Below are 25,259 nucleotides of genomic sequence, written 5' to 3'. Positions count from 1 at the left end.
AAGCTTACGCCCGTTGCCACGGCCGCCCGTGGTGGCGTCCAGGGGGTGGCTCCTAGAGGGCGGCTGCGATGGCGTCGCCGATCGCGGCGGTGCTGCGGAAGCTGCCGTCACGGGCCTCGACGTCGGCCGCGACGGCCGCTTCGACCTTCCGGGCGGCCGCGGCGTGGCCCAGGTGGTCCAGCAGGAGCGCGGCGGAGAGGATGGCGGCGCTGGGGTCCGCCTTCTGCTGGCCGGCGATGTCCGGGGCCGAGCCGTGGACCGGTTCGAACATTGACGGCGCGGTGCGGTCCATGTTGATGTTGCCCGACGCGGCCAGGCCGATGCCGCCGGTGACGGCGGCGGCGAGGTCCGTGAGGATGTCGCCAAAGAGGTTGTCAGTGACGATGACGTCGAAGCGCGAAGGGTCGGTCACCATAAAGATCGTGGCCGCATCGACGTGCAGGTAGTCGTGGCTGACCTCCGGGAACTCCGGGGCCACGGCCTCCACGGTCCGCTTCCAGAGGTGCCCGGCGAAGACCAGGACGTTGTGCTTGTGCACCAGCGTCAGCTTCTTGCGGGGCCGGTCGTTGGCGCGGCGGAAGGCGTCCCGCACCACGCGCTCCACGCCGTGGGCGGTGTTCAGCGAGACCTCGGTCGCCACCTCATGCGGCGTGCCGGCGCGCAGGGTGCCGCCGTTGCCCACGTAGGGTCCTTCGGTGCCCTCGCGGACCACAATGAAGTCGACTTCGCCGGGGTTCGCCAGCGGGCTGCCGACGCCGGCATAGAGTTTCGAGGGCCGCAGGTTGACGTAGTGGTCCAGGCTGAAGCGCAGTTTGAGCAGCAGTTCGCGTTCGATGATGCCGGAGGGGATGCGGGTGTCATCGGGGGCGGCGCCCACCGCGCCGAACAAGATGGCGTCGCGGGTGCGCAGGTCGGCCAGCGTGTGCTCGGGCAGGGTCTCCCCCGTGGCCAGCCAGTGCGCGGCCCCGAGCTCGTAGTGCGTCTGCTGCAGCACGATGCCCTCGGCGGCGGCGGCCTTCTCGAGGACCTTCAGGGCTTCGGCGGTGACCTCGGGGCCAATGCCGTCGCCGGGAATGACGGCCAGATCAATGGTGGATGCGCTCATGATTTCAGCGTAGCCAAGCCATCCGCATGCTGGTCAATCCGTCTCATTATTCGAACACTTGCTCAGCTTCCCTTCAGCGGCGAGGCGACCACCACCACGTTCCGGCCCCACGGGTCCTCCGTGTAGCAGCTGATCAGGACCAGCCGGTTGGCCACGGCTTCCCATACGCCGCTGTCCTTGAGTGTCGCTTTGGAGTAGGTGGTGACCGAATCCACCCGGTAGCGGAGGACGCCCGTAGCCGTGGTCACCGTCAGCACGTCCCCGGGGGCGGCCTGTGTGCTCAGGTGGTTGAACGGGGCATCCTGGTCCAGCCAGCTGTGGCCGACGATGTAGGTGGTGTTCGTCGAGCCCGCGCCGGGGGTTCCAAAAGGTGCCAGCCAGTACCCGTCCTTGGTTTCCGGCGGTACGATGCTCCGGCTCTCCGTATCATCCCGGCCAGGTTCCAGCGGGTGCACCGCAACGTCCATGCCTGCCGCGGGAAACGAGATCCGGAGCGGGACGGAGGCGGCGGGCAGAACCGGCACTGCGGGTGCAGCGGACTTTCCTGCCGCGGCTGCCCCTGCCGGGAGTACGACCGGAGCCTTCGCGGCCGGCCCGCCGGACTGCTGGTGCGGGGGCGCCGGGGTTGAAGTTCCCGAATCCCGCCCGACGGCGGCAGCTCCGGCGTCGGGGATGACGCCTGCGCCGTAGGTGAGCCAGGCGGCCACTATACCGAGGGCGCAGACCGCCAGGACGAGGATGTCCCTTGCGCTCAGCAGCAGCCCGCGGTTGCCGGCTGCCCGGAACCGGGGCGTCTTGCGGTGGCTGGCCATGGTTTCTCCTGCTGGGAGGCAAGCTGCGGAACCTTAAGGATCGGGGCGGGTGCCGCCTGCGCAGCACCCGCCCCGGATAACGGATTTCCTAGCCGGTGACCTTCCGGGCGCGCTGTCCGCCCCGCCACAGCACCGCCCCGGATCCTGCCGCGAACAGGCCGGTCAGGCCCAACAGCCAGGCCGGGACGCCGTCGGGGGCCTGCGAGCCCACAGCGGTCTGGACGTTGTAGCCCACGTTGACCTTGGCCGGCTTGGCGGCTGGCACACCGGCGCCGGCTTGGCGGGGCGCAGGTGAAGCGTGAGGTGCGGCAGCCGGCTGACGCACGGCGACGGGCGGCGTCACCACCGTCGACGTCTCCGGTGCGGCTCCCGTATCGGTGCCCGTACCGTCGCCTTGGTCGCCACCCGAGTCGCCGCTCTGGTCACCGCCGTGGTCGCCGTTGTGGTCACCGCCCGAGTCGCCGCTGTGGTCACCGCCCTGGTCGCCGTTCGGGTCACCACCCGAGTCGCCGTTCTGGTCACCGCCCTGGTCGCCGTTCTGGTCACCACCCGAGTCGCCGTTCTGGTCACCGCCTTGGTCGCCACCCTGGTCACCACCAGTGCCGCCACCCTGGTCACCACCAGTGCCGCCACCCTGGTCGCCGTTCTGGTCACCGCCCTGGTCGCCACCCTGGTCGCCGCCGGTGCCGCCACCCTGGTCGCCGTTCTGGTCACCGCCCTGGTCGCCGCCGGTGCCGCCACCCTGGTCGCCGTTCTGGTTGCCACCAGTGTCACCACCAGGGTCGCCCGTCCCGCCTCCCGAATCCCCCGGCGGAACTACGACCGTGGTCGGAACGCACTTGTTGGCCAGCAGGGCGAGGTTCGCCTCCGACAGGTTCTGGCCGTGGGGGTATATGACTCCCGAGTTCACCGGCACAATGTCCCGGGTGTCATCGGCGTGCGCCTTGAGAGAGCCGAGGTCGACCGTCTGGACAACGTAGGGGTTGCTAGCAGCACTGGTCGCGTGGCAAATGGTGATCTTATGCGGCGGCGCCGCGTTTGCGGAGACGGCGGCCCCCATGACGCCCAGCCCCACGACCCCCAGCGTTGTAATGGTTCTCTTCATCTTCGGCCCCTCCGTCCAACTCAGGTGTCAGAGCTGACGCGAGCGCGGAGTAACCGTCTTGGAGACCCGGCAAATTTATGTGAGACCTCAACGAGCGAAGTGTGTGATGACAGTTACTCCCCAGCATTTGTCGTCAGTTCGCTTGCTTTTTCAGGCTATTTCGCGCCTGCGGCCCAGTCCCGAGTAACTGGTACCCGAGTATCGGTACGGCGCTTACGCCCTTGTCCCGGGCTGTACTCAGTTCCGGAGCCGCTGACTACCTGCCAGTAACTCCACCGCCCCGTTAACGGCCGCGAGGTGGCACTTCACGGCAATGTTTTGGAAAACATTGCCGTGAAGTGCCACCTCGTTGCAGTGGAGCCGGACATCCTCCGGCCGGGCTCAGGCCTCCGCCGGTTCCTCGTACTTGGGGAACACCGGCGACGGCGCCGGCAGTGCGGTTCCGGCCTCGATCGGCGTCTCCAGGGCGGCGAAATCGCGGGCCTCGCCCTCGGGCTGGCCCAGGCTGTCGAGAATGGCTCCGGCAGCCGCGGGCATCACCGGCTGCGCCAGGATCGCGACGGTCCGGAGTACCTCGAGGGTCACGTACAGGACCGTGTTCATGCGTTCGACGTCGGTCTTGCGCAGCACCCACGGGGCCTGCTCGGCAAAGTAGGCGTTGGTGTCGCCGAGCACGTTCCAGATCGCCTCGAGCGCGCGGCTGAACTCCTGCTTTTCGAATGCTGCGCGGGCGATGCCCAGCAGGCCCTTGGCCTGGCCCAGCAGCGCGGCGTCTTCGGCGCTGAACCCGCCCGGAACGGGGACGGCACCCTCGCAGTTCTTCGCCACCATGGACAGCGAACGCTGCGCCAAGTTGCCGAAGTTGTTCGCCAGGTCCGAATTCATCCGGCCAACAATCGCGTCGTGGCTGTAGTTGCCGTCCGCGCCGAAGGGCACCTCGCGGAGCAGGAAGAAACGGACCTGGTCCAGGCCGTACTGCGCCACCCAGTCCGCGGGCGCCACCACATTGCCCAGCGACTTGGACATCTTGATGCCCTGGTTGTGCAGGTGGCCGTGGATCATCACGCGCTTGGGCAGGTCCAGCCCGGCGGACATCAGGAACGCCGGCCAGTAGACGGCGTGGAACCGCGAGATGTCCTTCCCGATCACATGGACATCCGCAGGCCAGTACTTCCGGAAGCTCTCCGACTCGGTGTCCGGGAAGCCGACGCCGGTCAGGTAGTTGGTCAGCGCGTCCACCCAGACGTACATCACATGGTCCGGGTTGCCCGGCACCGGGACACCCCACTTGAAGGACGTCCGGCTGATCGACAGGTCCTCGAGCCCGCCCTTGACGAAGCTGATGACCTCATTGAAGCGGCTGTGCGGCGCCCCGAACTCCGGGTGGTCGGCGTAGAGCGCCAGCAGCCGGTCCTGGTAGGCGGAAAGCTTGAAGAAGTAGCTCTCCTCCTCAGTCCACGTCACTTCGGTACCGGTCTCGGAGGCGTACCGGAGCCCGTCGTCGCGGACCTCGGTCTCGTCCTCGACGAAGTAGCGTTCGTCCCGGACCGAGTACCAGCCGGCGTACTTGGAGAGGTAGATGTCGCCGTTGGCTTCCATCCGCTGCCAGAGCGCCTTGGCAGCCTCGTAGTGGTCCGGGTCCGTGGTGCGGATGAAGCGGTTCAGGGAGATGCCCAGGTCATCGCTCATCTGGCGGAAGGCCGTCGAATTGCGATCGGCAAGTTCCTTGACCGGAATGCCTTCCTTCTCCGCCGTCTGCTGCATCTTCAGGCCGTGCTCGTCCGTGCCGGTCATAAAGAAGACGTCGTAGCCGTCCAGCCGCTTAAACCGCGCCATCGCGTCGGTAGCGATGACCTCGTAGGCGTGGCCGATGTGCGGCACACCGTTGGGGTAGCTGATGGCCGTGGTGATGTAGTACGGGGTTTTTTCGGAAGGCGTCACGTTATTAACCTAGATCAGTTCGGTCAGGGTATCGCTCTGGCGGACAAGCTCGTGGTCATGTGACGCCACCAGCACGGCGATGCCGTCCGACGTCGTGTCCTTGAGGATGCTGATGATGCGGTTGGCCGAGGTGCGGTCCAGGCTTGCGGTGGGCTCGTCCACGACGAGCACGCGGGTGCCCAGGATGAGGGCGCGGGCGATCGCGACGCGCTGGCGCTCACCGCCGGAGAGCTGCGCGGGCCGGTGCCGCATGCGCCGGCCCAGGCCGACGAGGTCCAGCAGGTCCTTGGCCATGTCCCGGCGCTGTTCGACCTCGCCGTCCGGCACGGCCGGCAGCAGGACGTTCTCGAGCGCGCTCATCCCGTCGATTAGGGCGCCGCCCTGGTCGACGTAGCCGATGAGGGCACGACGGCGGTCGGCGATCTCGTCGTCGCCCATGGTCTCGAGCGAGTCGCCTTCCCAGAACACCCGGCCCGACGTCGGCAGGGTCAGGCCCGCGCCGACGGTCAGGATGCTGGTCTTGCCGGAGCCGGAGCGGCCGGCGACGCAGTGCATTTCGCCGGCGTGCAGCGTCATGTTGAAGTCATCGACCACGTTGACCGGCTCGGCGCCGCCCTTGCCTCCGCCGTAGTGGATGGTGATGTTGCTCAGTTCCAGGGGCGTGGCGTGGTCCGATGCCTTCACGATCGTGTTGGCTCGGGTCTGGTGGCCGCCGTTCCCGGTGCTCTCCGGCATCCGGTTGCGGGCCGCCCTGGTCAGGTTCAGCTCGTTAGTCATTGGACCACTTTCGTTGCAATTGGAATCCAGCAAAGTACCGCGACGAGTCCGGCGATTCCGGCCCAGATGGCGGCGTAGGGAGCGAGGAGCAGGCTGATGCCGAGGGCGCCCAGGACACCCAGCGGCAGTGCGATGGTCCCCACCATGGCGTTTTCGAAGAAGCGGACCTGGCCCAGCATGTCCGGGTTCCAGCCCATGGCCTGCAGCGTGCCCAGGTACTGGCGTTTGGCACCCAGTTCGAAGCGGCCGGTGACCATGGTCAGCAGCAGCCCCACGGCCACCCCGGACACACCCAGCACAATGCTCGGCAGGGCGATGCTGGCGGCGGCCAGTCCGCTCAGGGCGCTGGCGCCGGCGGCCCGGGGGATGTCGATCAGCAGTGCGGCGAGCCCGCCCACGGCGGCACCGAAGACGCCGACGGCGACGGCCAGGGAACCGGTGTTGAACTTGTTGGTGCTCAGCTGCCGGCTGGCGAAGGTCAGCGGCGAGTCCACCGGGATCAGGCGCTCATCGTGCTGCGGCTCCTGGTCGATGACCTCGCGGTGGCGCAGCTGCTGCGCGGCGAAGAAGGCGGCACCGGAGTACAGGACCAGCACCGACGCTGAGACGATCGCGGTGGCGACGTTCCAGCTGATCAGGCTCAGTGCGATCCCGGCGACGGTGAGCAGGGCAGCGCCGACGCCGAATTCGGCCAGCACCCAGGACCGGATCTTGCGCTGCGTCCAGCCCATGGCCCGCAGGGTGCCTGCCTCGCGGCGGCGCTTGCGGACGTAGCTGACGGTCGAGGCGCCGGTGAGCAGCGCCGCTCCGCACAGGGTCAGGAAGAGCAGCGTGAGGTTGGTGCCGGTCAGCGAGCCGGAAACGGCGTCGGCGGCGTCCTGGCGGACCCACGACTGCTGCACGGTGCCCAGCGGCGACTCCTTCCCGGCGTCGTCCTTGGAGTAGCCGGGCACGAAGATGTTGGCGTCTTCGCGGGCGGAGCCGGCAACCACTGTCGCCTGCAGGCCCATGTCGCGGATCTCGTTGGCGAGTTTTTCGACCTCCGGCTGCGCCTGCTTCCAGCTGCCGTCCACCTTGGCGCGGACGCGCACGGCGTCGATCACGGAGGCGTTCTTCTCGTAGCCGCGGGCGGCGGCCAGTCCGTAGTAGTCGGTGATGGCGCCGGCCGACTGGCTGACCAGTCCGGTCCCGCTGAGCGAGGGCTTGAGCACGGCCTGCCCGGCGTCGTTGCCGGCGGCGTCCTTGCTCAGGGTCATCGGCGTCGGGTCGTAGCCGCCGAGGGGCAGGCGGTTGACGTCACCGGCGGCCTCCTGGACCTTGGCCGGATCGAAGGTTCCGTAGACCATGGCGAGCGGCGTGGCGGGCTTCTTGCCGGTCGCGAGATTGTCGCGGTAGGCGCGCTCGTCAACGGGCGTGCGCTGGGTCTGGTCGACCGGGGCGCCGTTGGCGCCCTTCTCGGGCAGCCGGTTGACGGTGATCCAATCGCCCGGGACCGCGGACTTGTCCACGGCGCCGTTGCCGGCGGTTTCGCCGTCCTTGTACTTGGGCGCTGCGGCAAAGTCGGTGCTCCAGGTGGCGGGGTTGTAGAGGCCCTGGCCAAAGCTGCCGGTGTCGCCCATCAGCTGGGTCAGGTCCTTGGAGCCGGGCCAGGCGAGGGCGAACGGCGACTTGGACACGAACGGCAGGTAGTCCTTGTCCAGCGACCGGGTCGCGGTGCCGACGTCCTTGATCACGTTGCCGGCGGCGTCGATTTCCTCGATCTTGACCGAGTACTTCAGATCCAGGGAGGTGCCTGAACGCACGATCAGCGGAATCGCCTGCGAGTCGGCGGTCAGCTGGCCGGCCCGCTTGGCCTGCTGGTACTGGGACATCAGCGGAGCCCAGTACTTGAGCTTGACGCCGAGGAAGTCGGGGCCTTGCTTGAGCTGTTCCATGCTGATGCCGTTGGTGAAGAGGCTCTCGAAGTGGCGGCCGATCGCACCGGCGTTGCGGGCATCGGCCGGGGGTGCCTTCTCCAGCGGCGCGAGGAAGTCCCCGGCGCCGCCCAGGAGTGCACGTTCGGCGACCGGGTCGACGGCGACGACGGACTCGGTCACCTGCGGCGCCATGGGCAGGGAGACGGAGAGGTTGAAGAGGTTGTGCTCGGAGCCGCCGGCCGGGGCCGGAAACTTGATGCCGGTCTCCCCCGCCGGGCCTGCGATCCGGACGTTCTTGCCGCCGGCCACCTGCTCTTCGACGAGCTTGGCCTTGCCCAGGGATCCCTCGGCGGTGGTCTTGAACAGGGTCTGCTCGGACTTGCCGTCGGAGCTCACGGCGCTGGCGGTGAGGCGGTATTTCTTGGCGGTGTCGCTCAGCACGGACTCCGCGGCGGGCCACTTGGACGGATCGGTGGCGCTGGGGTCCCCGGCGGTGCCGGCCAGGCCCGCGCTGTAGCCGAGGTAGTCGGTGGCATCCAGGCGCGGGGACTCAAGGTTCTGCGAGACGCGGGAGACCAGGCTGATCGGTGCGGCCACGGAGGTGCCGGCCAGCTTGCGGATGGCGTCCAGCTGCTCGAAGCTGACGCCGCCCTGGCCGGTGGCGATCTCGGGCTGCATCAGGCCGGCGTTGTCGTCGGCCTTGGCCTGGACAAGGACGTCGTAGAGCCCGCGGGAGTTCTGGTCGACGGTGCGGTTCAGCGCGGCCTGCGACTGGCCCTGCACCAGGACGGAAAGGCACATGGCCACGATCAAAATGGACGCGGTCAGCAAAAGCACTCTGCTTCTGATGAACCTCTGGACGGCGTTCATTGGGCTCCTGAAAGCTGGATTGCGTGCGCACACCACTGTTCATTTCCGCGCTGGAAAATAACGGCGTCCCCGGCCGGGTGTGCAAAAGTAAAGGCCGGTCTGCCGGCCAGATCCGAAATTCGGACCTAGCCATTGTACGCAGACCGGCCGCTTCTTCGTGGCCGCCCGCGGCGGTTTTGCCGCCGCAGGCGTCCGACGTGGGGCTTTAGTCCTCGAGGTCGACTTCGCGGACCATTTCGGCGCCGATTCCGGCCTTGATCGCGTCCAGGACCTGCTGCGGCACGGAGCTGTCGATGGTCAGGAGTGCCAGCACCTGGCCGCCCTCCGTCTGCCGCGCCACCTGCATGCCCGCGATGTTGATGTTGTTCATGCCGAGGATGTGGCCGATGGTGCCGATAACGCCCGGGCGGTCCGAGTAGGCCACCACCACGAGGTGTTCGCTGATCGGGATTTCGACCTCGAAGCCGTTGATCCCGACCAATTTCTGGACCTGCTTGGGTCCGGTCAGGGTTCCGGCCACCGAGATCTGGGTGCCGTCGCTCAGGGCACCGCGCAGGGTCAGGACGTTGCGGTAGGACTCCGTGTCCGGGGTGGTGATGAGCCGGACGTTGATGCCGCGCTGCTCGGCGATCACGGGGGCGTTGACGTAGGAGACCTGCTCGGTCACGACGTCGGCGAAGATGCCCTTGAGCGCGGCCAGTTCGAGGACCTTGACGTCCAGCGAGGAGATCTCGCCGGCCACCTCGACGTCGAACTGCGTGAGCGAGGCGTGGGTCATGGCGGTGAAGATCCGGCCCAGTTTCTCGATCAGCGGGATGCCGGGGCGCACGTCCGGGGCGATCACACCGCCGGCGACGTTGACGGCGTCGGGGACCAGTTCGCCGGCCAGGGCCTGGCGGACGGACTTGGCCACGGAGACGCCGGCCTTTTCCTGGGCCTCGTCGGTGGAGGCTCCCAGGTGCGGGGTGACCACAACGTTGTCGAGCTTGAAGAACGGCAGGTCGGTGCTGGGTTCCTTGACGAAGACGTCCACGCCGGCACCGGCGATCTCGCCGGACTCCAGCGCGGCGTAGAGCGCCTCCTCGTCCACCAGGCCGCCGCGGGCGACGTTGACGACGTAGGCGGTGCGCTTCATCTTCTTGAAGGCGTCCTCGCCGAGCATGCCGACGGTCTCGGGCGTCTTGGGCATGTGGATGGTGATGAAGTCCGACTGCGCCAGCAGCTCGTCCAGGGTCACCAGCTGCACGCCGAGCTGGGCGGCGCGGGCCGAGGTGATGTAGGGGTCGTAGGCGAGGATCTTGGTGTCGAAGCCCTTCAGCCGGGCCGCGACGAGGGCGCCGATCCGGCCGAGGCCGATGATGCCGATCTTCTTCTCGAACAGCTCGGTACCGGTGTACTTGGAACGCTTCCACTCGCCGTCCTTGAGCGCGGCGGAGGCCTGCGGGATGTGGCGGGCGAGGCTGAGGATGTGGCCAACCGTGAGTTCGGCGGCGGAGACGATGTTCGACGTCGGGGCGTTGACCACCATGACGCCGGCCTGGGTGGCGGCCTTGATGTCCACGTTGTCCAGGCCCACGCCGGCACGGGCGATCACCTTGAGGTTCTTCGCGGCGGCGATCGCCTCGGCGTCGACCTGGGTGGCGGAGCGGATCAGGATCGCGTCGACGTCGGCGATCGCGGAGAGCAGCTGGGAACGGTCGGCGCCGTCGGTCTGGCGGATTTCAAAGTCCGGGCCGAGGGCCTCGACTGTGGCGGGCGAAAGTTCCTCAGCGAGGAGTACGACAGGTTTGGTGCTTGTCACCGGTGACCTCTTTAGCTCTCTTGTAATTCAGGTGGGGATTTTGGTGAAACGTGGGTGATGCTCGGTAATGCTCAACGCAGGGAAGCCGGACCCCAGTAATGGTGTCCGGCTCCCCCTGCCGGCCAGTTGCCTTAGCGGGCTACTGATCCTTCGGTGTAGTCGTCTTCGTTCTTGATCCAGGAGAAGAGCTTGCGCAGTTCGCGGCCGGTGGCCTCGATCGGGTGGTCCTCGCCCTTCTTGCGGAGGGCCTTGAACTCGGGGGCTCCGGCGTCCTGGTCGTCGATGAAGCGCTTGGCGAAGGTGCCGTCCTGGATGTCCTTCAGGACGGCCTTCATGTTTTCCTTCACCTCGGGGGTGATGACACGGGGGCCGGAGACGTAGTCGCCGTATTCCGCGGTGTCCGAGACGCTCCAGCGCTGCTTGGCGATGCCGCCCTCGACCATCAGGTCAACGATCAGCTTGAGCTCGTGCAGCACCTCGAAGTAGGCCACCTCGGGCTTGTAGCCGGCCTCGGTGAGGGTCTCGAAGCCGTACATGATCAGCTGCGAGGCGCCGCCGCACAGAACGGCCTGCTCGCCGAAGAGGTCGGTCTCGGTCTCTTCGGTGAAGGTGGTCTCGATGACACCGGCGCGGGTGCCGCCGATCGCCTTGGCGTAGGACAGGGCCAGTTCCTTGGCCTTGCCGGACGGGTTCTGCTCGACGGCGATCAGGTCCGGAACGCCGCGGCCGGCTTCGAATTCGCGGCGCACGATGTGGCCCGGTCCCTTGGGGGCGACCAGAGCAACGTCGACGTCGGCCGGCGGCTTGATGTAGCCGTAGCGGATGTTGAAGCCGTGTCCGAAGAACAGGGCGTCGCCGGACTGCAGGTTCGGTGCGATGTCCTCGGCGTAGACGTGGCGCTGGACCTGGTCCGGGGTGAGGACCATGATCAGGTCGGCTTCGGCGACGGCGTCGGCGACGTTGAGCACGCGCAGGCCCTCGGCCTCGGCCTTGGCGCGGGACTTGGAGTCTTCCTTCAGGCCGACGCGGACGTCAACACCGGAATCGCGCAGGCTGAGGGCGTGGGCGTGGCCCTGGGAGCCGTAACCGATGACGGCGACGGTGCGGCCCTGGATGATCGACAGGTCGGCGTCGTCGTCGTAGAACATTTCAGTCACTGGGGTGTCTCCTTTGAATGGATTCTTTGGTGTTGGCTGGGAAAATTCGTTGGTGGAACGGTGGTGCCGCGGGGCACGGCGCGCCGCTAGGCGGAGCGGAGTGCCCGGTCGCTCATGGAGCGGGAACCGCGGCCGACGGCCAGGGTGCCGGACTGCACGATTTCGCGGACACCGAAGGGCTCCAGCACGGAAAGAAGTGCCGTGAGCTTGTCCGGGTGGCCCGTGGCTTCGATGACGACCGACTCTGTGGAGACGTCGACAACTGAAGCGCGGAAGAGGTCGGCTGCCTGGGTGACCTGCAGCCGGGTTGCGGCATCCGCACGCACCTTGACCAGGATGTGGTCGCGCTGCACGGAGGATTCGGGGGTAAGTTCGACGATCTTGATCACGTTGATCAGCTTGTTCAGCTGCTTGGTGACCTGTTCGATCAGCTCGCCGTCGGCGTCGACGACAACCGTCATGCGGGAGATGCCCGGAACCTCGGTGGGTCCGACGGCCAGGGAGTTGATGTTAAAGGCGCGCCGGGCGAAGAGGCTGGCCACGCGGGTCAGCACACCGGGCTTGTCTTCGACCAGAACGGAGAGTGTGTGGCGGGTCATGTTCAGTCCTCTTCTTCCCAGTCCGGGGTCATGTTGCGGGCAACCTGGATCTGGTCGTTGCTGACTCCGGCGGGGACCATCGGCCACACCATGGAGTTCGGGCTCACGACAAAGTCGATGACCACCGGGCGGTCGTTGATCTCCAGTGCCTTCTGGATGGTGGCGTCGATGTCCTCGTCGCGTTCGCAGCGGAACGCGGCGCAGCCGTAGGCGTCTGCCAGCTTGACGAAGTCCGGGATCCTGACGGTGTCGTGGCCGGTGTTGAGGTCGGTGTTGGAGTAGCGGCCCTCGTAGAAGAGGGTCTGCCACTGGCGCACCATGCCCAGGGAGGAGTTGTTGATCACCGCGACCTTGATCGGGATCTTGTTGATCGCGCAGGTGGCCAGTTCCTGGTTGGTCATCTGGAAGCAGCCGTCGCCGTCGATCGCCCAGACCACCCGGTCCGGCTCCCCCACCTTGGCGCCCATGGCGGCCGGCACGGCGTAGCCCATGGTGCCGGCGCCGCCGGAGTTCAGCCAGGCGTGCGGGCGCTCGTACTTGATGAACTGGGAGGCCCACATCTGGTGCTGGCCGACGCCGGCGACGTAGACGCCCTCGGGGCCGGTGAGGGCGCCGATCCGCTCGATCACGCGCTGCGGGGCGCTGAGGCCGTCCTCGGGTTCGGTCCAGCCGAGGGGGTAGGTCTCCTTGAGGTTGTTCAGGAAGGCCCACCAGTTGGCCAGGTCCGGGGTGCCAGAGGTTTCGAACTGCAGGCGCAGGGCCTCGCTGAGCTCCGGGATGATCTCCTTGACCGAACCCACGATCGGCACGTCCGCGGTGCGGTTCTTGGAGATTTCCGCCGGATCGATGTCCGCATGGATGACCTTGGCGTTCGGGGCGAAGGACTTCAGGATGCCGGTGACCCGGTCATCGAAGCGCGCGCCGAGGGTGATCAGCAGGTCCGACTGCTGCAGCGCGGTCACGGCGGACACCGTGCCGTGCATGCCGGGCATGCCCACGTGCTGCGGGTGCGAGTCCGGGAAGACACCCCGGGCCATCAGCGTGGTGACCACCGGGGCGCCGGAAAGCTCGGCCAGTTCCCGGAGTTCGGCGGACGCGTGGGCCTTGACCACACCGCCGCCGACGTAGAGCACCGGCTTGCTGGCGGCCGCGATCAGGCGGGCGGCCTCACGGACCTGCTTGCTGTGGCCGCGGAGCACCGGCCGGTAGCCGGGGAGGTCGATTTTGGGCGGCCAGGAGAATGTCATCTGGCCCTGCTGGGCATCCTTGGCCACGTCCACGAGGACGGGGCCCGGCCGGCCGGTCGAGGCCAGGTGGAACGCCTCGGCCATCACGTGCGGGATGTCGTTGGGGTCGGTGACCAGGAAGGAGTGCTTGGTGATCGGCATGGTGATGCCGACGATGTCCGCCTCCTGGAAAGCGTCGGTGCCGATGACACCGCTGGAGACCTGGCCGGTGATGGCCACCATCGGCACGGAGTCCATATGGGCGTCCATGATGGCGGTAACGAGGTTGGTGGCACCGGGGCCCGAGGTGGCGATACAGACGCCGACCCGTCCGGTGACCATGGCATAGCCTTGCGCTGCGTGGCCGGCTCCCTGTTCGTGACGGACCAGAATGTGGTTCATTTTGGAGGCCATCAAGGGGTCATAGGTGGGCAGGATCGCGCCACCGGGCAAACCGAAAATATCCTCGACGCCGAGTTCTTCGAGCGCGCGGACGATTGCTTGTGAGCCGGTCATCACCGTCGGGGGTACGACGTTGTTCGGCCCAAGGACGGGAGAGGCAGCAGCATGCTCGACGCCGGCGTCGGCCGGGCGTTCGACGCGGTCCGGAGCCTTGGGGGCTCCAGCGGACTTTGTGGCCATCAGCGAGGGGCTGATCGGCGATCCTTTGCTCATCGGACTCTTCCTTTGGTGGATCTTCTGTGATCGTGGAACTGCGGGTAATAAAAAAACCCCTCAGCCTTGGCGGCTCTTCGAGGGGTTTGCGCGTGACGGTTCGTTACCAGTGGAGGCTATGGAGCCACGCGCTTGGTAAGGACGACGGATACACCTGCAGCACTCTCGCATGCAACGCGGCCGGTGGTGACGATTGCGGTCATGCGTTCAGTTTTCCCTCTGCGTGAGACAGCTGTCAACGAGGCCGGGCCCTGTCTCACGATGTGGACAACGGCGTCCACTTTTTGAACTCTTCCCCAATTCCCCCGGTGACCTGACCGCCTTAGGCGGCAGGGCTTAATAAGGGGAATACCGAGGGGCCCCAAGGGCACGGCGCTCGCGCCGTGTCCTTGGGGAAGGTATTACCCGCAGTAGGCGCCGGTGGAGGCGCTGTGGACGAGCTTGGCGTACTTGGCGAGCACACCCTTGGTGAACTTGGCCGGCAGCGGCTCCCAGCCCACCTTGCGGGCCTCGAGCTCGGCCTCGTCGACCAGGAGGTCAAAGCTGCGGGCCGCGATGTCGACCCGGATCCGGTCGCCGTCCTTGACGAACGCGATCGGGCCGCCGTCGACCGCTTCCGGGGCGACGTGGCCGATGCAGAGACCCGTCGTCCCGCCGGAGAAGCGGCCGTCGGTCAGCAGCAGCACGTCCTTGCCGAGGCCGGCACCCTTGATGGCGCCGGTGATGGCGAGCATCTCGCGCATGCCCGGGCCGCCCTTGGGTCCCTCGTAGCGGATCACGACGACGTCGCCGGCCTTGATCTGACCCTTGTCCAGGGCGTCCAGGGCGCCTTGTTCGCGCTCGAAGACGCGGGCGGTGCCCTCGAAGACGTCGGCGTCGAAGCCGGCGCTCTTCACGACGGCGCCCTCCGGGGCCATCGTGCCGTGCAGGATGGTGATGCCGCCGGTCTTGTGGATCGGATTGTCCATCGCGCGGAGGATCTTGCCGTCCAGGTCCGGCGGGTTGATCGCGGCGAGGTTCTCGGCAACGGTCTTGCCGGTGACGGTGAGGCAGTCGCCGTGCAGCAGCCCGGCGTCGAGCAGTGCGCGCATGATGACCGGCACGCCGCCGATCTTGTCGACGTCGGTCATCACGTAACGGCCGAACGGCTTGAGGTCGCCGAGGTGCGGGATCCGGTCGCCGATGCGGTTGAAGTCATCCAGCGTCAGTTCGACCTCGGCCTCGCGGGCGATGGCGAGCAGGTGCAGGACGGCGTTGGTGGAGCCACCGAAGGCCATGGTCACGGCGATCGCGTTTTCGAAGGCCTTTTTGGTCATGATGTCGCGGGCGGTGATGCCCTTGCGCAGCAGGTTCACGACCGCCTCGCCGGACTTGCGGGCGAAGTCGTCGCGGCGCCGGTCGGCCGAGGGCGGCGCGGCCGAGCCGGGTAGGGACATGCCCAGCGCCTCGCCGATGCAGGCCATGGTGTTGGCGGTGTACATGCCGCCGCAGGCGCCTTCGCCCGGGCAGATCGCCTTCTCGATGCGGGTCAGGTCCTCCATGCTCATTTTGCCCGCGGCACAGGCGCCCACGGCTTCGAAGGCGTCAATCAGGGTGACTTCCTTTTCGGAACCGTCCTCCAGCTTGACCCAGCCGGGCATGATCGAGCCGGCGTAGAGGAAGACGCTCGCAAGGTCCAGCCGGGCGGCCGCCATCAGCATGCCGGGCAGGGACTTGTCACAGCCGGCCAGCAGCACGGAGCCATCGATGCGCTCGGCCTGCATGACGGTTTCAACCGAGTCTGCGATGACCTCGCGGGAGACCAGGGAGAAGTGCATGCCCTCGTGGCCCATGGAGATGCCGTCGGACACGGAGATCGTGCCGAACTGCATCGGGAACCCGCCGCCGGCGTGCACGCCTTCCTTGGCGCCCTGGGCCAGCCGGTTCAGGGAGAGGTTGCAGGGAGTGATTTCGTTCCAGGAACTCGCCACGCCGATCTGGGGCTTGGCGAAGTCGTCGTCGCCCATGCCGACCGCCCGGAACATCCCGCGCGCGGGCGCGGCGTGGATTCCATCGGTGACGACCCGGCTGCGGGGTTTGATGTCCGGTGTGGTGGCTGTCGCTGTTTGGGTGTCCTCACTCATGGGTGAAAGTCTAGGGCTCCGGCATCGGCGGCAACGAGCCGGAATGGCTCATTAAGCGCAAAAGCGGGAATATTTCGCCCGAATGGTGGACGCTTGTCTCACTGTGTGGACTGGACGGCCGGTCGGGCCAGGGTGGGATTCAGCCGCTGTGGGCCGCATCACGCAGTTCCGGGGCTTCGGCGACGGCCCGGGCCTCCGCCTTGAGCATCGAGAGCACCTCCCGGATGGTGGTCCGGGCGGCCGCTTCGGGGCGGGCCAGGGCCACGATGCTGCGGCTGGCCTTGACGCCGCGGAGCGGGCGGAGCACAAAACCTTTGCCCTGGTTCTTCAGGGCGGTGTAGCGCGGCAGCAGGCTGAGCCCGTGCCCGGCGCTGACCAGCGCCTCCAGGACGCGGAGGTCCGGGAAGAGCTGCGCCCGCAGGGCAGGGGAATCGGCCTGGGTTTCGATCTGTCGCAGCACGGTGTCAAAGGGGAAACCCTCGGGCACCCCCATCCACGGAAACCCGATGACGTCGTCGGCGCTGAGCGTCGCCTTGCCGGCCAGGGCGTGGCCCGTCGGCACCGCCACATCGAGCGGCTCGTCCAATAGGGGGATGACCTGGAGGCCTTGGCGGGCGAACACGTCGGGCCCGTCGACGCTGTGCGCCAGGACGATGTCATAGTCGGCGGCCAGGGCGGCAAAGCCGGCAACGCCGGGGTCCTCGAAGTGCGCCTCAAAGCGGAGCCCCTCAATCTCCTTCACCCGGTGCAGGAGGCCGGGCAGGAACATCTCCGCGGCGCTGGGAAAGAACGCCGCCTTGATCCGGGTCTGCCAGCCGAGCCGGTAGGTGTCGATGGTGGCTTCGGCGCGGGCCATGGCTGTGGCCACGTCCGCCGCCGCCCCGGCCATGGCCAGGCCCGCCTCGGTCAGCCGCACTCCCCTGCCTGACTTCTCCACGAGGACGACGCCGAGCTCCTCCTGCAGGGTCTTGAGCTGCTGCGAGACGGCTGACGGCGTCACCCGCAAGGCATCGGCGGTGGCCCCCACCGTGCCGCGGTCCGCCAGTTCGCGAAGGATCCGCAGTCGCTTGAAGTCCATGGAGCGAGGCTACACGCGGCGGGTCCTGAATGCTGGACAGCCGCGTTGGGCCGGACGTAACGTCAAGCAACGGCAACCCTGCCGCCTCGACAGAAGGATTCGGCCATGGATTGGATTATCTGGCTCATCGTCATCGCGGTGATTGTCGGCGTCGTGTGGTGGCAGCTGAACCGCAACGGTTCCCGCAGCCGGACCGGAACCTCGACGTCCACGGGGGCCGGATCCGCCGCCGCACCGCACGCTGCTCCGGACAGGGAGCGCCACGACGGCGCCCTGTCTGGCGGGACGGCCGCCGCGTCGGCAGCCGCGGCGGCCACTACCGGGATGCCGTCCGCCGCAGGCTTCAGCAACGCCGAGCCGGAGCCGCCGAGCACCGCCGACGACGACGCCGACGACACCGCCCTGGCAAGCGCTCCCTCGGCTGGTGCGCCCACGGCGGACGCGCCGGCGGCTAGTGCGCCCGCGGCGGCTGCGCCCGCGCAGGAGACCGGCGCGGAGAGTGCGGACTGGGAGACCCAATGGTCGGAAACTGCGCCGGCTGAGGCGCACCCCGCCACCCACCACGACCACGCCCACACCGGACACACCGCCGCCGGCAGCCGCCCCGGGGACATGGCGGCCGGGGACATGGCGGCCGGGGACATGGCGGCCGGCGTCGCCGGGCGGGAGCAGCCGGCCGGGCACACCCCCGTGCACCACCCCGAGTACACCGAACCGCATGCTCCCACCCTTCCCGGGGCGGAATCGGCGGCCGCCGAGGCCGCCGACGTCGCCGAGGCAGAGACCATGCAGGCTGCCTCCTCGGCAGCGGCCGCCGAGGGCTTCGCGAGCCACACTGCGGCGCCGGCAGGGCATCTGGCGGCGGAACAGCCCTACGGCGAGGGTTCGGCGATGCCGGCCCCGGACGGCAGCGGGCCCGACGGCTTCACCGTCAAAGGAAATGCCTCCTCGATGATCTACCACGACGAGACCAGCCCCTCCTATGAAGAAACCCGGGCTGAGGTCTGGTTCCTTTCCGCGGCCCACGCCGAAGCGGCAGGCTTCCGGCCGCCGCGCCGCTCCCGGACCTAGCGGTGCCCCGGCCGTCGACACTGCGCGCCGCCCTGGCGGCGGCTGCTCTGCTGCTCGCGACGGCCGGCTGCACCGGCAGCCCCACCGCTCCGCCGGCTCCCGGCGGCCAGGCCGCCACGAGCCAGCCCGCGGGCAGCCCCGCCACCAGCTCGGCCGCTCCAGGGACGCCGCAGGTTGCCGGCCGCGTCGACGCCGGGTTGACGCTGCCCTGGTCGACGGTTTTCCTGCCGGATGGCACCGCCCTCATCTCCGAGCGGGACAGTGCCCTGCTGAAGTCCGTGCCGCCGGGCGGCAGCGGCCCGGCCACGGCGGTGGGCAAGGTGCCCGACGTCGTCCCCGGCGGCGAAGGCGGTCTGCTGGGGCTGGCAATATCCCCCGCCTTCGCGGCTGACCGGTACCTGTACGCCTACTTCACCGCCCAGGGCGACAACCGGATCGCGCGTTTCCGGCTCGAGGGCAGCGGGGCGCGGCTGGGACTCGGCGCCGCCGAAGTCATCTTCACCGGGATCCCCAAGGCCTCCACGCACAACGGCGGCCGGATCCGCTTCGGCCCGGACGGCTATCTCTACGTCGGCACCGGCGACTCCCAACGCCGCGGCCAGCCACAGGACCGGAACGCACTGGGCGGCAAGATCCTCCGCCTTACCCCCGAAGGGAGAGCCGCCCCGGGAAACCCCTTCGGCGACAATCCCGTCTACAGCCTGGGGCACCGCAACGTCCAGGGCCTCGACTGGGACAGCGCAGGACGGCTCTGGGCGAGCGAATTCGGCCCGGACGTGGACGACGAGCTGAACCTCATCGTCCCCGGCGGCAACTATGGCTGGCCCGAGGTAACCGGCGCCCCGCACCACGAGGGGTTCCTGGATGCCAAGGTGGTGTGGCCTTCGACGGCGTCGTCCTCCCCGAGCGGCCTTGAAATCGTCGGCGACACGGCCTACCTCGGGGCACTCCGGGGCCAGCGGCTCTGGGCCGTCCCGCTACGGGGCGAATTTGCCGGGGACCCTGTGGCCTATTTCACAGGAGAGTACGGCCGGATCCGCGAAGTTTCCCTGGCGCCGGACGGCCGGCTCTGGGTCCTCAGCAACGGCCAAAACCCCGATTTTGCGCTGGTTTTGAGCCTTGGCGGGTAGCCTCACCCCGGCGTGCACATCCCGATTTCACACTGCACTAAAACTCGTGTAGAGTTTCATGTCGTTGCGGAGAACACCGCGGGAAATAAAAAGCCCGAGGGGAACGAAAACAACAGCTGCACCTCTAGCTCAACTGGCAGAGCAATTGACTCTTAATCAATGGGTTCCGGGTTCGAGTCCCGGGGGGTGCACCACAGAGAAAACCCCGTCCTGGTTCGCTGAAAAGCGAACAGGGCGGGGTTTTTGCGTTGCCCGGAATTGTTTGCCCTGACTCAGCCCGCGCGCCGGGGGTCGGCCTCGGCTCAGGGCAGGCGGTCGCGGCGGCGGCTGAGTCCCAGGGCCGCGGAGGTTGTCATGAGCAGCCCGCCGAGGGCGAGCAGGACGGCGCCGGCGCTGGTCTCGGCCCCGGCGGCCCGGGGACCGGCGGCGGCGTCGGCCGTCTGCACGGCGGGAAAGGTCGAGACGGACGGGGTCGCCGTCGTCGTGCCGGTGGCGGACGGGGTGGGAAGGTCTGCCGAAGGAGTGGCGGGCCCGGCCGGCGAGGCCGGGGCGACGGCGGAAGCCGGGGAGGTCTCCGGCGCGCTGGGCGCGGGCGCAGGGGGAACCGCAGGAGCGGGCGCCGCCGGAGGCGCCGACGGCGCGGGCGGGGCCGTCCGCGACGGCTTGGGGGTGTTGGACGGCTTTGGGCTCGGGGTGGACGGCGACTGGCACAGGCCCAGGGGATCCACCACCACCGGCCCGCACGGCTCCGCGGCGGCAGGTGCGGCGACAGCAAGGGCGGCGAGGGCGAGGGCGGTCAGGGCCGTGCCGGCTATGGCACTCCTACGCGTTCTCATCCTAGCTATCCTACGTTCCGCGCCGAGCGGGCCGCGGGATTTCAGCACGATTTCGTCCGGCAGCCCCGGCCAACAGGCCGTAACCTCGCCTAGCGCTGGCCGGCCGCCGCCAGTTGGAAATGGATGGGAAGCGCGAGCTGGAGCGGGGCGGCCCCGACGGGCTCATCAAGCAGCTCGTTGATCGAGGTCTGCCCGTCCAGTTCGGGTGGCGGCGCCGTTTCCATAGGAAAACCTTATGCGAGGCGGCCTTCGCCCACGGGTCATGACACGGTCAGGTGTGCCCGGCAGGACGCACCTCGCGCCGCCGCGCCAGCATCGGCGGCGCGACGCCCACCGCACCCCGGGCGCTGGCTACGAAGAGGGCTGTCGTGGAGCCGTGCCGCATGGTGGTGGCGTTGTGGCCCAGCGCAATGAAGAAATACCAGCCCACACAGAGGGCAGCGGTCACCGTGATGGTGACTATGCGACGGCGCATGGCTCCCCCAGTCGCGCCGTCCTAATTGACGTGGTTCGCCTCGACAGGGACCGCCGGATCCGCGATCACGAGGGCTGTTGCCTCCGTCGTGGTGATCCGGTTCGCCAATTCTCGGACCACGGACTGCAGTTCGTGCCGGAGGGAATCGGGGTCGATCGACGCGGCGGCAAGCACGGAGCGCTCCATGTCCGCGGCGGCGGCAACGGCTTCGCGGCCGCGGTCGGTCAGCGTGACCACATGGCTGCGCCGGTCGGAGGCGCTGCGCTCCCGCGAGATGTGGCCGTGGGCTTCGAGCCGGCTCAAGGTCTTGCCCATGGTCTGGGCTTGGACCCGGACGAGCTGCGCCAGTTGCGCTTGGGTCATGGGTCCTTGGGCGGAGAGCACTTCCATCGCAATCACCCCGGCGTGGGTAAGGCCGATGGCCCCGAGCTTCTCGTTCCAGGCGTGTTCTACAAGGCGTGCTGCCGTGGACAGTAGGCGGCCAGTGGGCCAGCGATCCATATCAGGCATACCAAAGAGTATAACGACTGTAGGATTGGCCGCCCGCCCCCGCGCTCACTAGGCTGGAAATCCGCAATTTTGTCAAGGAGAAGAACATGCCTGAACGACTCGTCCCCGGGGACGACGCGCCCGATTTCCGACTGCAGGACGCGGCCGGACACGACGTCGGCCTGCGGGACTTCCGCGGCAAGAACACGGTTGTCTACTTCTACCCCGCGGCCGCCACACCCGGGTGCACCAAGCAGGCCTGCGACTTCCGCGACTCGCTCCCCGCCCTCCAAGGGGCAGGCTACGAGGTGGTGGGCATCTCCCCCGACCCCGTGGAGAAGCTTGCCGATTTCGCCGCGGCCGAGGGACTCAGCTTCCCGCTGCTCTCGGATCCGGACCATGCGGTAGCCGAGGCGTATGCAGCGTGGGGCGAGAAAAAGAACTACGGCCGCACCTACGACGGGCTCATCCGTTCCACCGTGGTGGTCGGCCCCGACGGCAGGGTCATGCTGGCCCAGTACAACGTGCGCGCCACCGGCCACGTCGCCAAGCTGCGCCGGGACCTGAAACTCGACGCCTAGCCGGCGCCCCCCCCATTTCCGCGGGCACCGCACGGGTGAGCCGAATGTAGAATGATGTCTGGCATCCGCCGTCGGGGTCCTGCGGGACCTGCGGACGACGGCGCCGCGCGCGAGTGGTGAAATTGGCAGACACGCAGGATTTAGGTTCCTGTGCCTTCGGGCGTGGGGGTTCAAGTCCCCCCTTGCGCACACTGGAACCCCGGTCTTCGGACCGGGGTTCTTTCGTTGGAGCGGGCCCCAGCAACAACTTGATCGCCGCCGCACACCCGCGGACGCCGTTCCTACGGACGTTGTCGGCCCTGACAGCACTGAGTTCCCGGCCCGCGTGACGTGTACTCCAGCCCCAGCACCGCGTGCGGCCCGGGCTGTGTGACCCGTTCAGAAATCCCGGCGTTCGGCCAGCAGCGCTTCGACCTCCCGGGCAGTGGCGTCCAGCCTGGCGACCGTGTCCCGCTGGATCGACCGCAAGTACTCGGCATCCGACTCGCCGTCCTGCACCCAGTTCTCGTCGCCCGATGAATCCATCGTCTGGCGCGTGTTGGCCGCCGCCGTCCTGATGTTCTCCAGCATTGCGAGCAGCCGGGCCTCGGTGGTGGGGGTCTCGGCATTCATGGCGCCCTCCTTAGTTGCTGTCGCGTCGACAGCTGACAGGACCACCTTGGACGACGCCGTGCTGGCACCGCAAGAACTAAAGGACCTGCGAGCGCCGCTCGATCAGGACAGTGCCCCTCCAACGGCCTGCCGCAGGACCGTGGGCCATCCGTGCGATTCTTTCCCGCCGCCGGAGACTGCGGAGGCCGCCGCCCAGCCGAGAATCCCGACGTCGGGCGCCTGCGCCACCAACCGGTGGTTGGCAAGCCGCGCAGCGTCGAAACGGCTCCAATCGGGCGGCTCGACCTCGAACGTGGCCTGGCCCGTAGCGATGTCCTCCGCATAGATCCGACACACCCCGGGCCAATCGGATTCCCGCATCGGCCGGACGACGACGTCGGACACCGGGCTCTGGCTCACAGGGACGCCAGGAGGCCGGCCGTCTGCTCGAGGGCGCCTGGGACGAGCGAGTAGTAGGCCCAGGTGCCGCGCTTCTCCCGGTGCAGCAAGCCTGCGTCCACCAGGATCTTCAGGTGATGGGAGACGGTGGGCTGGCCCAGGTCCAGCGGCTCAGTGAGGTCGCGGACGCAGGCCTCGCCGCCGTCGGCCCCTTTGACGATCGAGAGCAGCCGAATCCGGTTTGGATCGGCGAGGGCCTTGAAGACCTGCGCTGTCCGCTTCGCCTCCTCCGGGCCAAGGGCCGGCATGCCCGCCGGGGCGCAGCAGGATTCTTCCGTGGCTTCGATGACAGGCATCACGTTCATAGGACCATTATGCCGCGACATTGACAATCATCAATATAGGCACTCGGAGGGCTGCCGATGTCATGCCTTGACGGGCGATTCCTCGTGCGGGACGACGGCGCCGTCCGCGGAGCGGGCCGCGGAGGGGAACAGCATGAGGAGCAGGCCAAGGCCCACGGCCGCCCCGACCAGCTGCGCCATCACGAAGCCGGGCACGGAGGCCGGGGCAATGCCCGCGAAGGTGTCACTGAAGATGCGGCCCACCGTCACGGCCGGGTTCGCGAACGACGTCGACGACGTAAACCAGTAAGCGGCCCCAATATAGGCGCCCACGGCCGGAGCGGCGAGGACGCCGCGCTTGGTGGCGGCGAGGGCGAAGATCAGCAGGACGAGACCGGCAGTGGCGACGACCTCGCCGAGCAGATGCCCGGTGGTGGCCCGGTCCTTGACCGAGATGGAAGTGCCCACGTCAAACATGGCGTTCGCCACGACGCTGCCGCTGATTGCACCCACGGTCTGCGCAACGATGTACGTGCCCAGATCCTGCAGGGTCAGGCCCGTGCCACGGCGCCTGCCCAGGATCCAATCGGCGAGGGAGACCACGGGGTTGAAGTGGGCGCCGCTGACGGGCCCAAGGACCACGATCAGGACCGTCAGTCCCAATACCGTGGCGGTGCTGTTCTGGAGCAGCTGCAGGCCGACGTCGTTTGGCGAGAGCCGCTCCGCGGCGATCCCGGAACCGACAACGATCATCACGAGCAAACTGGTGCCAAGCAGTTCGGCGACGGCACGGCGCCACAGCGGCGGTTGTTGAGAAGTCATACCCACAGCTTGACTCACGATATTTACTCAGTCAAAATTGAATCAATGAATACTGACCCAGCTGAAGTTTTTCGGACGCGGGTCGCCAGGCACGCCGCCCTTGCGGACCCTGCGCGGCTGCACATCGTGGACCTGCTGACCCTGGGAGACCTTTCCCCGACGGAACTGCAGGCCGAACTCGGGATGCCGTCCAACCTGCTGTCCCACCATCTGCGCACACTGGAAAGCGCGGGCCTGACGACCCGCCACCGTTCCGAAGCAGATAAGCGCCGCAGCTACATCAAACTTGCCCCCGGAGCGTTGGAAGGCCTGATGCCCAGGGCTGAACACGGAGTCCGCCGCGTCCTCTTCGTCTGCACCCGGAACAGCGCCAGGTCCCAGCTGGCCGCCGCCCTCTGGAGCCACGTCAGCGACATCCCCTCGACCTCCGCCGGTACGCACCCCGCGGACCGCATCGCCCCGGGCGCCGTTGACGTTGCCCGCCGCCACGGTGTCGCCCTCTCGGATCTCCCCCCGCGCCTGCTGGATCAGGTGGCACACGATGAAGACTTCGTCGTGACCGTGTGCGACAACGCCCACGAAGAAATCCCGGGCCTGGGCGGGATCCATTGGTCCGTTCCGGATCCGCTGCGATTGAACACGGCGGACGCCTTCGAGGGCGCCTTCGCCGACATCGCCCGCCGCATCAGCGACCTGGCACCCCGCCTGCACGCGGCTTAAAACCCGAGCCCCGTAAATATTGACAAATATCGATTTATTGTCTGATGCTTCATTCATCGACAAACATCGATGTCTTGTTCGTAGGGTGCGGGGACGACGACCTCATCACAAACCGACCAAACCCACTGATTCCAGGAGAAACACCATGAGCATCGAAACCGCCAAGAAGTCCTCCGTCCTTTTCGTCTGCGTCCACAACGCCGGCCGCTCACAGATGGCCGCCGCTTTCCTGACCACCCTGTCCAACGGTGCGATCGAGGTCCGCTCCGCGGGCTCCCAGCCTGCGGACAAGGTCAACCCGGCCGCCGTCGAGGCCATGGCCGAACTCGGCATCGACATGTCCGCCGAGATCCCGAAGGTCTTGACCACCGAGGCGGTCAAGGAGTCCGACGTCGTCATCACCATGGGCTGCGGCGACACCTGCCCGATCTTCCCGGGCAAGCGCTACGAGGACTGGGAACTCGAGGACCCGGCCGGCCAGGGAGTCGCCGCCGTCCGACCTATCCGCGACGAGATCAAGTCCCGCATCGAGGACCTCATCGCTTCCCTCACCCCGGCCGCCAAGTAACCGCCACCACCCGCTCTTAGAGCACCACCGGAAGAAACAGAGGACACC

The 25,259-nt window shown here is 67.9% G+C and carries 25 protein-coding genes and 2 tRNA genes; 7 read left to right on the top strand and 20 right to left on the bottom strand.

Annotated features, from left to right (window positions below; translation table 11 throughout):
* Positions 1 to 52: 52 nt before the first annotated feature.
* From E7Y32_RS11650 to E7Y32_RS11595, 12 genes are all read right to left on the bottom strand, one after another.
* Complete coding sequence (locus E7Y32_RS11650; protein WP_146337257.1) at positions 53 to 1,105, bottom strand: 3-isopropylmalate dehydrogenase; 1,053 nt, start codon at positions 1,103 to 1,105, stop codon at positions 53 to 55.
* Between the two features lie 62 nt (positions 1,106 to 1,167).
* On the bottom strand, positions 1,168 to 1,917 hold the full coding sequence (locus E7Y32_RS11645; RefSeq protein ID WP_146337256.1) for a class F sortase: 750 nt from the start codon (positions 1,915 to 1,917) through the stop codon (positions 1,168 to 1,170).
* An 88-nt stretch (positions 1,918 to 2,005) separates the two neighbouring features.
* The gene (locus E7Y32_RS11640; protein WP_146337255.1) at positions 2,006 to 3,022 is read right to left on the bottom strand and encodes a hypothetical protein; all 1,017 of its coding nucleotides are present in this window, start codon (positions 3,020 to 3,022) and stop codon (positions 2,006 to 2,008) included.
* 381 nt (positions 3,023 to 3,403) lie between these two features.
* Positions 3,404 to 4,963, bottom strand: coding sequence for a methionine--tRNA ligase (gene metG / locus E7Y32_RS11635; protein WP_146337254.1), 1,560 nt, complete (start codon positions 4,961 to 4,963; stop codon positions 3,404 to 3,406).
* Positions 4,964 to 4,972: 9 nt separating this feature from the next.
* Positions 4,973 to 5,740 carry an ABC transporter ATP-binding protein gene (locus E7Y32_RS11630; RefSeq protein WP_146337253.1) on the bottom strand — a complete coding sequence of 256 codons (768 nt, stop codon included), beginning with the start codon at positions 5,738 to 5,740 and terminating at the stop codon, positions 4,973 to 4,975.
* The gene (locus tag E7Y32_RS11625) at positions 5,737 to 8,526 is read right to left on the bottom strand and encodes an ABC transporter permease (protein ID WP_146337252.1); all 2,790 of its coding nucleotides are present in this window, start codon (positions 8,524 to 8,526) and stop codon (positions 5,737 to 5,739) included. Before E7Y32_RS11625 ends, E7Y32_RS11630 begins: the two co-directional genes overlap by 4 nt.
* A 205-nt stretch (positions 8,527 to 8,731) precedes the next feature.
* Complete coding sequence (gene serA, locus E7Y32_RS11620) at positions 8,732 to 10,327, bottom strand: phosphoglycerate dehydrogenase (RefSeq protein ID WP_146337251.1); 1,596 nt, start codon at positions 10,325 to 10,327, stop codon at positions 8,732 to 8,734.
* Between the two features lie 131 nt (positions 10,328 to 10,458).
* The gene (ilvC, locus tag E7Y32_RS11615) at positions 10,459 to 11,484 is read right to left on the bottom strand and encodes a ketol-acid reductoisomerase (RefSeq protein WP_146337250.1); all 1,026 of its coding nucleotides are present in this window, start codon (positions 11,482 to 11,484) and stop codon (positions 10,459 to 10,461) included.
* Between the two features lie 86 nt (positions 11,485 to 11,570).
* Positions 11,571 to 12,083 carry an acetolactate synthase small subunit gene (gene ilvN / locus E7Y32_RS11610; protein ID WP_138768975.1) on the bottom strand — a complete coding sequence of 171 codons (513 nt, stop codon included), beginning with the start codon at positions 12,081 to 12,083 and terminating at the stop codon, positions 11,571 to 11,573.
* Between the two features lie 2 nt (positions 12,084 to 12,085).
* The gene (locus E7Y32_RS11605) at positions 12,086 to 13,984 is read right to left on the bottom strand and encodes an acetolactate synthase large subunit (protein WP_146337249.1); all 1,899 of its coding nucleotides are present in this window, start codon (positions 13,982 to 13,984) and stop codon (positions 12,086 to 12,088) included.
* Between the two features lie 401 nt (positions 13,985 to 14,385).
* Positions 14,386 to 16,107, bottom strand: a complete 1,722-nt coding sequence (gene ilvD, locus E7Y32_RS11600) for a dihydroxy-acid dehydratase (RefSeq protein WP_146337248.1) — start codon at positions 16,105 to 16,107, stop codon at positions 14,386 to 14,388.
* A 139-nt stretch (positions 16,108 to 16,246) separates the two neighbouring features.
* A complete protein-coding gene (locus E7Y32_RS11595) occupies positions 16,247 to 17,185 on the bottom strand; it encodes a LysR family transcriptional regulator (RefSeq protein ID WP_146337247.1) in 939 nt (312 codons plus the stop codon).
* A gap of 105 nt (positions 17,186 to 17,290) precedes the next feature.
* Here E7Y32_RS11595 and E7Y32_RS11590 point away from each other — a divergent pair, with 105 nt between their 5' ends.
* The 3 genes from E7Y32_RS11590 to E7Y32_RS11580 all read left to right on the top strand — a co-directional run bounded on the left by E7Y32_RS11590 (position 17,291) and on the right by E7Y32_RS11580 (position 19,580).
* Positions 17,291 to 18,256 carry a hypothetical protein gene (locus E7Y32_RS11590; protein ID WP_146337246.1) on the top strand — a complete coding sequence of 322 codons (966 nt, stop codon included), beginning with the start codon at positions 17,291 to 17,293 and terminating at the stop codon, positions 18,254 to 18,256.
* A 2-nt stretch (positions 18,257 to 18,258) separates the two neighbouring features.
* Positions 18,259 to 19,386 (top strand): sorbosone dehydrogenase family protein, encoded by a 1,128-nt coding sequence (locus tag E7Y32_RS11585; RefSeq protein WP_261382424.1) that lies wholly within the window; start codon positions 18,259 to 18,261, stop codon positions 19,384 to 19,386.
* 118 nt (positions 19,387 to 19,504) lie between these two features.
* Positions 19,505 to 19,580, top strand: a tRNA-Lys gene (locus E7Y32_RS11580).
* Positions 19,581 to 19,688: 108 nt separating this feature from the next.
* Here E7Y32_RS11580 and E7Y32_RS11575 read toward each other — a convergent pair.
* The 4 genes from E7Y32_RS11575 to E7Y32_RS11565 form a co-directional block, all read right to left on the bottom strand.
* The gene (locus tag E7Y32_RS11575) at positions 19,689 to 20,222 is read right to left on the bottom strand and encodes a hypothetical protein (protein WP_146337245.1); all 534 of its coding nucleotides are present in this window, start codon (positions 20,220 to 20,222) and stop codon (positions 19,689 to 19,691) included.
* Positions 20,223 to 20,311: 89 nt separating this feature from the next.
* On the bottom strand, positions 20,312 to 20,446 hold the full coding sequence (locus E7Y32_RS16450) for a hypothetical protein (protein WP_261382423.1): 135 nt from the start codon (positions 20,444 to 20,446) through the stop codon (positions 20,312 to 20,314).
* A gap of 47 nt (positions 20,447 to 20,493) precedes the next feature.
* The gene (locus E7Y32_RS11570; protein ID WP_146337244.1) at positions 20,494 to 20,697 is read right to left on the bottom strand and encodes a hypothetical protein; all 204 of its coding nucleotides are present in this window, start codon (positions 20,695 to 20,697) and stop codon (positions 20,494 to 20,496) included.
* Positions 20,698 to 20,718: 21 nt separating this feature from the next.
* Entirely contained in the window at positions 20,719 to 21,198 is a 480-nt protein-coding gene (locus E7Y32_RS11565; RefSeq protein ID WP_146338560.1) for a MarR family winged helix-turn-helix transcriptional regulator, read from the bottom strand.
* Between the two features lie 95 nt (positions 21,199 to 21,293).
* On the opposite strand from E7Y32_RS11565, the gene bcp reads away from it, so the two are divergent.
* Complete coding sequence (gene bcp / locus E7Y32_RS11560; protein WP_146337243.1) at positions 21,294 to 21,767, top strand: thioredoxin-dependent thiol peroxidase; 474 nt, start codon at positions 21,294 to 21,296, stop codon at positions 21,765 to 21,767.
* Positions 21,768 to 21,874: 107 nt separating this feature from the next.
* Positions 21,875 to 21,956, top strand: a tRNA-Leu gene (locus E7Y32_RS11555).
* Between the two features lie 189 nt (positions 21,957 to 22,145).
* Here E7Y32_RS11555 and E7Y32_RS11550 read toward each other — a convergent pair.
* From E7Y32_RS11550 to E7Y32_RS11535, 4 genes are all read right to left on the bottom strand, one after another.
* A complete protein-coding gene (locus tag E7Y32_RS11550; RefSeq protein ID WP_146337242.1) occupies positions 22,146 to 22,379 on the bottom strand; it encodes a hypothetical protein in 234 nt (77 codons plus the stop codon).
* Positions 22,380 to 22,481: 102 nt separating this feature from the next.
* Positions 22,482 to 22,778 (bottom strand): hypothetical protein, encoded by a 297-nt coding sequence (locus E7Y32_RS11545; protein WP_315897977.1) that lies wholly within the window; start codon positions 22,776 to 22,778, stop codon positions 22,482 to 22,484.
* Positions 22,775 to 23,122 (bottom strand): metalloregulator ArsR/SmtB family transcription factor, encoded by a 348-nt coding sequence (locus tag E7Y32_RS11540; protein WP_146337241.1) that lies wholly within the window; start codon positions 23,120 to 23,122, stop codon positions 22,775 to 22,777. The genes E7Y32_RS11545 and E7Y32_RS11540 overlap by 4 nt, the downstream gene beginning before the upstream one ends.
* Before the next feature lie 60 nt (positions 23,123 to 23,182).
* Positions 23,183 to 23,923 (bottom strand): MIP/aquaporin family protein, encoded by a 741-nt coding sequence (locus E7Y32_RS11535; RefSeq protein ID WP_146337240.1) that lies wholly within the window; start codon positions 23,921 to 23,923, stop codon positions 23,183 to 23,185.
* A 45-nt stretch (positions 23,924 to 23,968) separates the two neighbouring features.
* On the opposite strand from E7Y32_RS11535, the gene E7Y32_RS11530 reads away from it, so the two are divergent.
* A complete protein-coding gene (locus tag E7Y32_RS11530; protein ID WP_146337239.1) occupies positions 23,969 to 24,643 on the top strand; it encodes a helix-turn-helix domain-containing protein in 675 nt (224 codons plus the stop codon).
* Positions 24,644 to 24,788: 145 nt separating this feature from the next.
* Positions 24,789 to 25,211 (top strand): arsenate reductase ArsC, encoded by a 423-nt coding sequence (locus tag E7Y32_RS11525; RefSeq protein ID WP_146337238.1) that lies wholly within the window; start codon positions 24,789 to 24,791, stop codon positions 25,209 to 25,211.
* Positions 25,212 to 25,259: the final 48 nt, after the last annotated feature.

The sequence above is a fragment of the Arthrobacter sp. UKPF54-2 genome (assembly GCF_007858535.1).
Taxonomy (GTDB): Bacteria; Actinomycetota; Actinomycetes; order Actinomycetales; family Micrococcaceae; genus Arthrobacter.
The sequence above is the reverse complement of the archived record's forward strand: the minus strand, read 5'-3'. Positions and strand labels throughout refer to the sequence as shown.

Excerpts from the sequence above, each read along its gene's own strand:
- E7Y32_RS11650 (WP_146337257.1), bottom strand. The coding sequence starts at position 1,105 with ATGAGCGCATCCACCATTGATCTGGCCGTCATTCCCGGCGACGGCATT.
- E7Y32_RS11645 (WP_146337256.1), bottom strand. The coding sequence starts at position 1,917 with ATGGCCAGCCACCGCAAGACGCCCCGGTTCCGGGCAGCCGGCAACCGC.
- E7Y32_RS11640 (WP_146337255.1), bottom strand. The coding sequence starts at position 3,022 with ATGAAGAGAACCATTACAACGCTGGGGGTCGTGGGGCTGGGCGTCATG.
- E7Y32_RS11630 (WP_146337253.1), bottom strand. The coding sequence starts at position 5,740 with ATGACTAACGAGCTGAACCTGACCAGGGCGGCCCGCAACCGGATGCCG.
- E7Y32_RS11625 (WP_146337252.1), bottom strand. The coding sequence starts at position 8,526 with ATGAACGCCGTCCAGAGGTTCATCAGAAGCAGAGTGCTTTTGCTGACC.
- ilvN (WP_138768975.1), bottom strand. The coding sequence starts at position 12,083 with ATGACCCGCCACACACTCTCCGTTCTGGTCGAAGACAAGCCCGGTGTG.
- E7Y32_RS11605 (WP_146337249.1), bottom strand. The coding sequence starts at position 13,984 with ATGAGCAAAGGATCGCCGATCAGCCCCTCGCTGATGGCCACAAAGTCC.
- ilvD (WP_146337248.1), bottom strand. The coding sequence starts at position 16,107 with ATGAGTGAGGACACCCAAACAGCGACAGCCACCACACCGGACATCAAA.
- E7Y32_RS11595 (WP_146337247.1), bottom strand. The coding sequence starts at position 17,185 with ATGGACTTCAAGCGACTGCGGATCCTTCGCGAACTGGCGGACCGCGGC.
- E7Y32_RS11590 (WP_146337246.1), top strand. The coding sequence starts at position 17,291 with ATGGATTGGATTATCTGGCTCATCGTCATCGCGGTGATTGTCGGCGTC.
- E7Y32_RS11575 (WP_146337245.1), bottom strand. The coding sequence starts at position 20,222 with ATGAGAACGCGTAGGAGTGCCATAGCCGGCACGGCCCTGACCGCCCTC.
- E7Y32_RS16450 (WP_261382423.1), bottom strand. The coding sequence starts at position 20,446 with ATGGAAACGGCGCCGCCACCCGAACTGGACGGGCAGACCTCGATCAAC.
- E7Y32_RS11570 (WP_146337244.1), bottom strand. The coding sequence starts at position 20,697 with ATGCGCCGTCGCATAGTCACCATCACGGTGACCGCTGCCCTCTGTGTG.
- E7Y32_RS11565 (WP_146338560.1), bottom strand. The coding sequence starts at position 21,198 with ATGGATCGCTGGCCCACTGGCCGCCTACTGTCCACGGCAGCACGCCTT.
- bcp (WP_146337243.1), top strand. The coding sequence starts at position 21,294 with ATGCCTGAACGACTCGTCCCCGGGGACGACGCGCCCGATTTCCGACTG.
- E7Y32_RS11550 (WP_146337242.1), bottom strand. The coding sequence starts at position 22,379 with ATGAATGCCGAGACCCCCACCACCGAGGCCCGGCTGCTCGCAATGCTG.
- E7Y32_RS11540 (WP_146337241.1), bottom strand. The coding sequence starts at position 23,122 with ATGAACGTGATGCCTGTCATCGAAGCCACGGAAGAATCCTGCTGCGCC.
- E7Y32_RS11535 (WP_146337240.1), bottom strand. The coding sequence starts at position 23,923 with ATGACTTCTCAACAACCGCCGCTGTGGCGCCGTGCCGTCGCCGAACTG.
- E7Y32_RS11530 (WP_146337239.1), top strand. The coding sequence starts at position 23,969 with ATGAATACTGACCCAGCTGAAGTTTTTCGGACGCGGGTCGCCAGGCAC.
- E7Y32_RS11525 (WP_146337238.1), top strand. The coding sequence starts at position 24,789 with ATGAGCATCGAAACCGCCAAGAAGTCCTCCGTCCTTTTCGTCTGCGTC.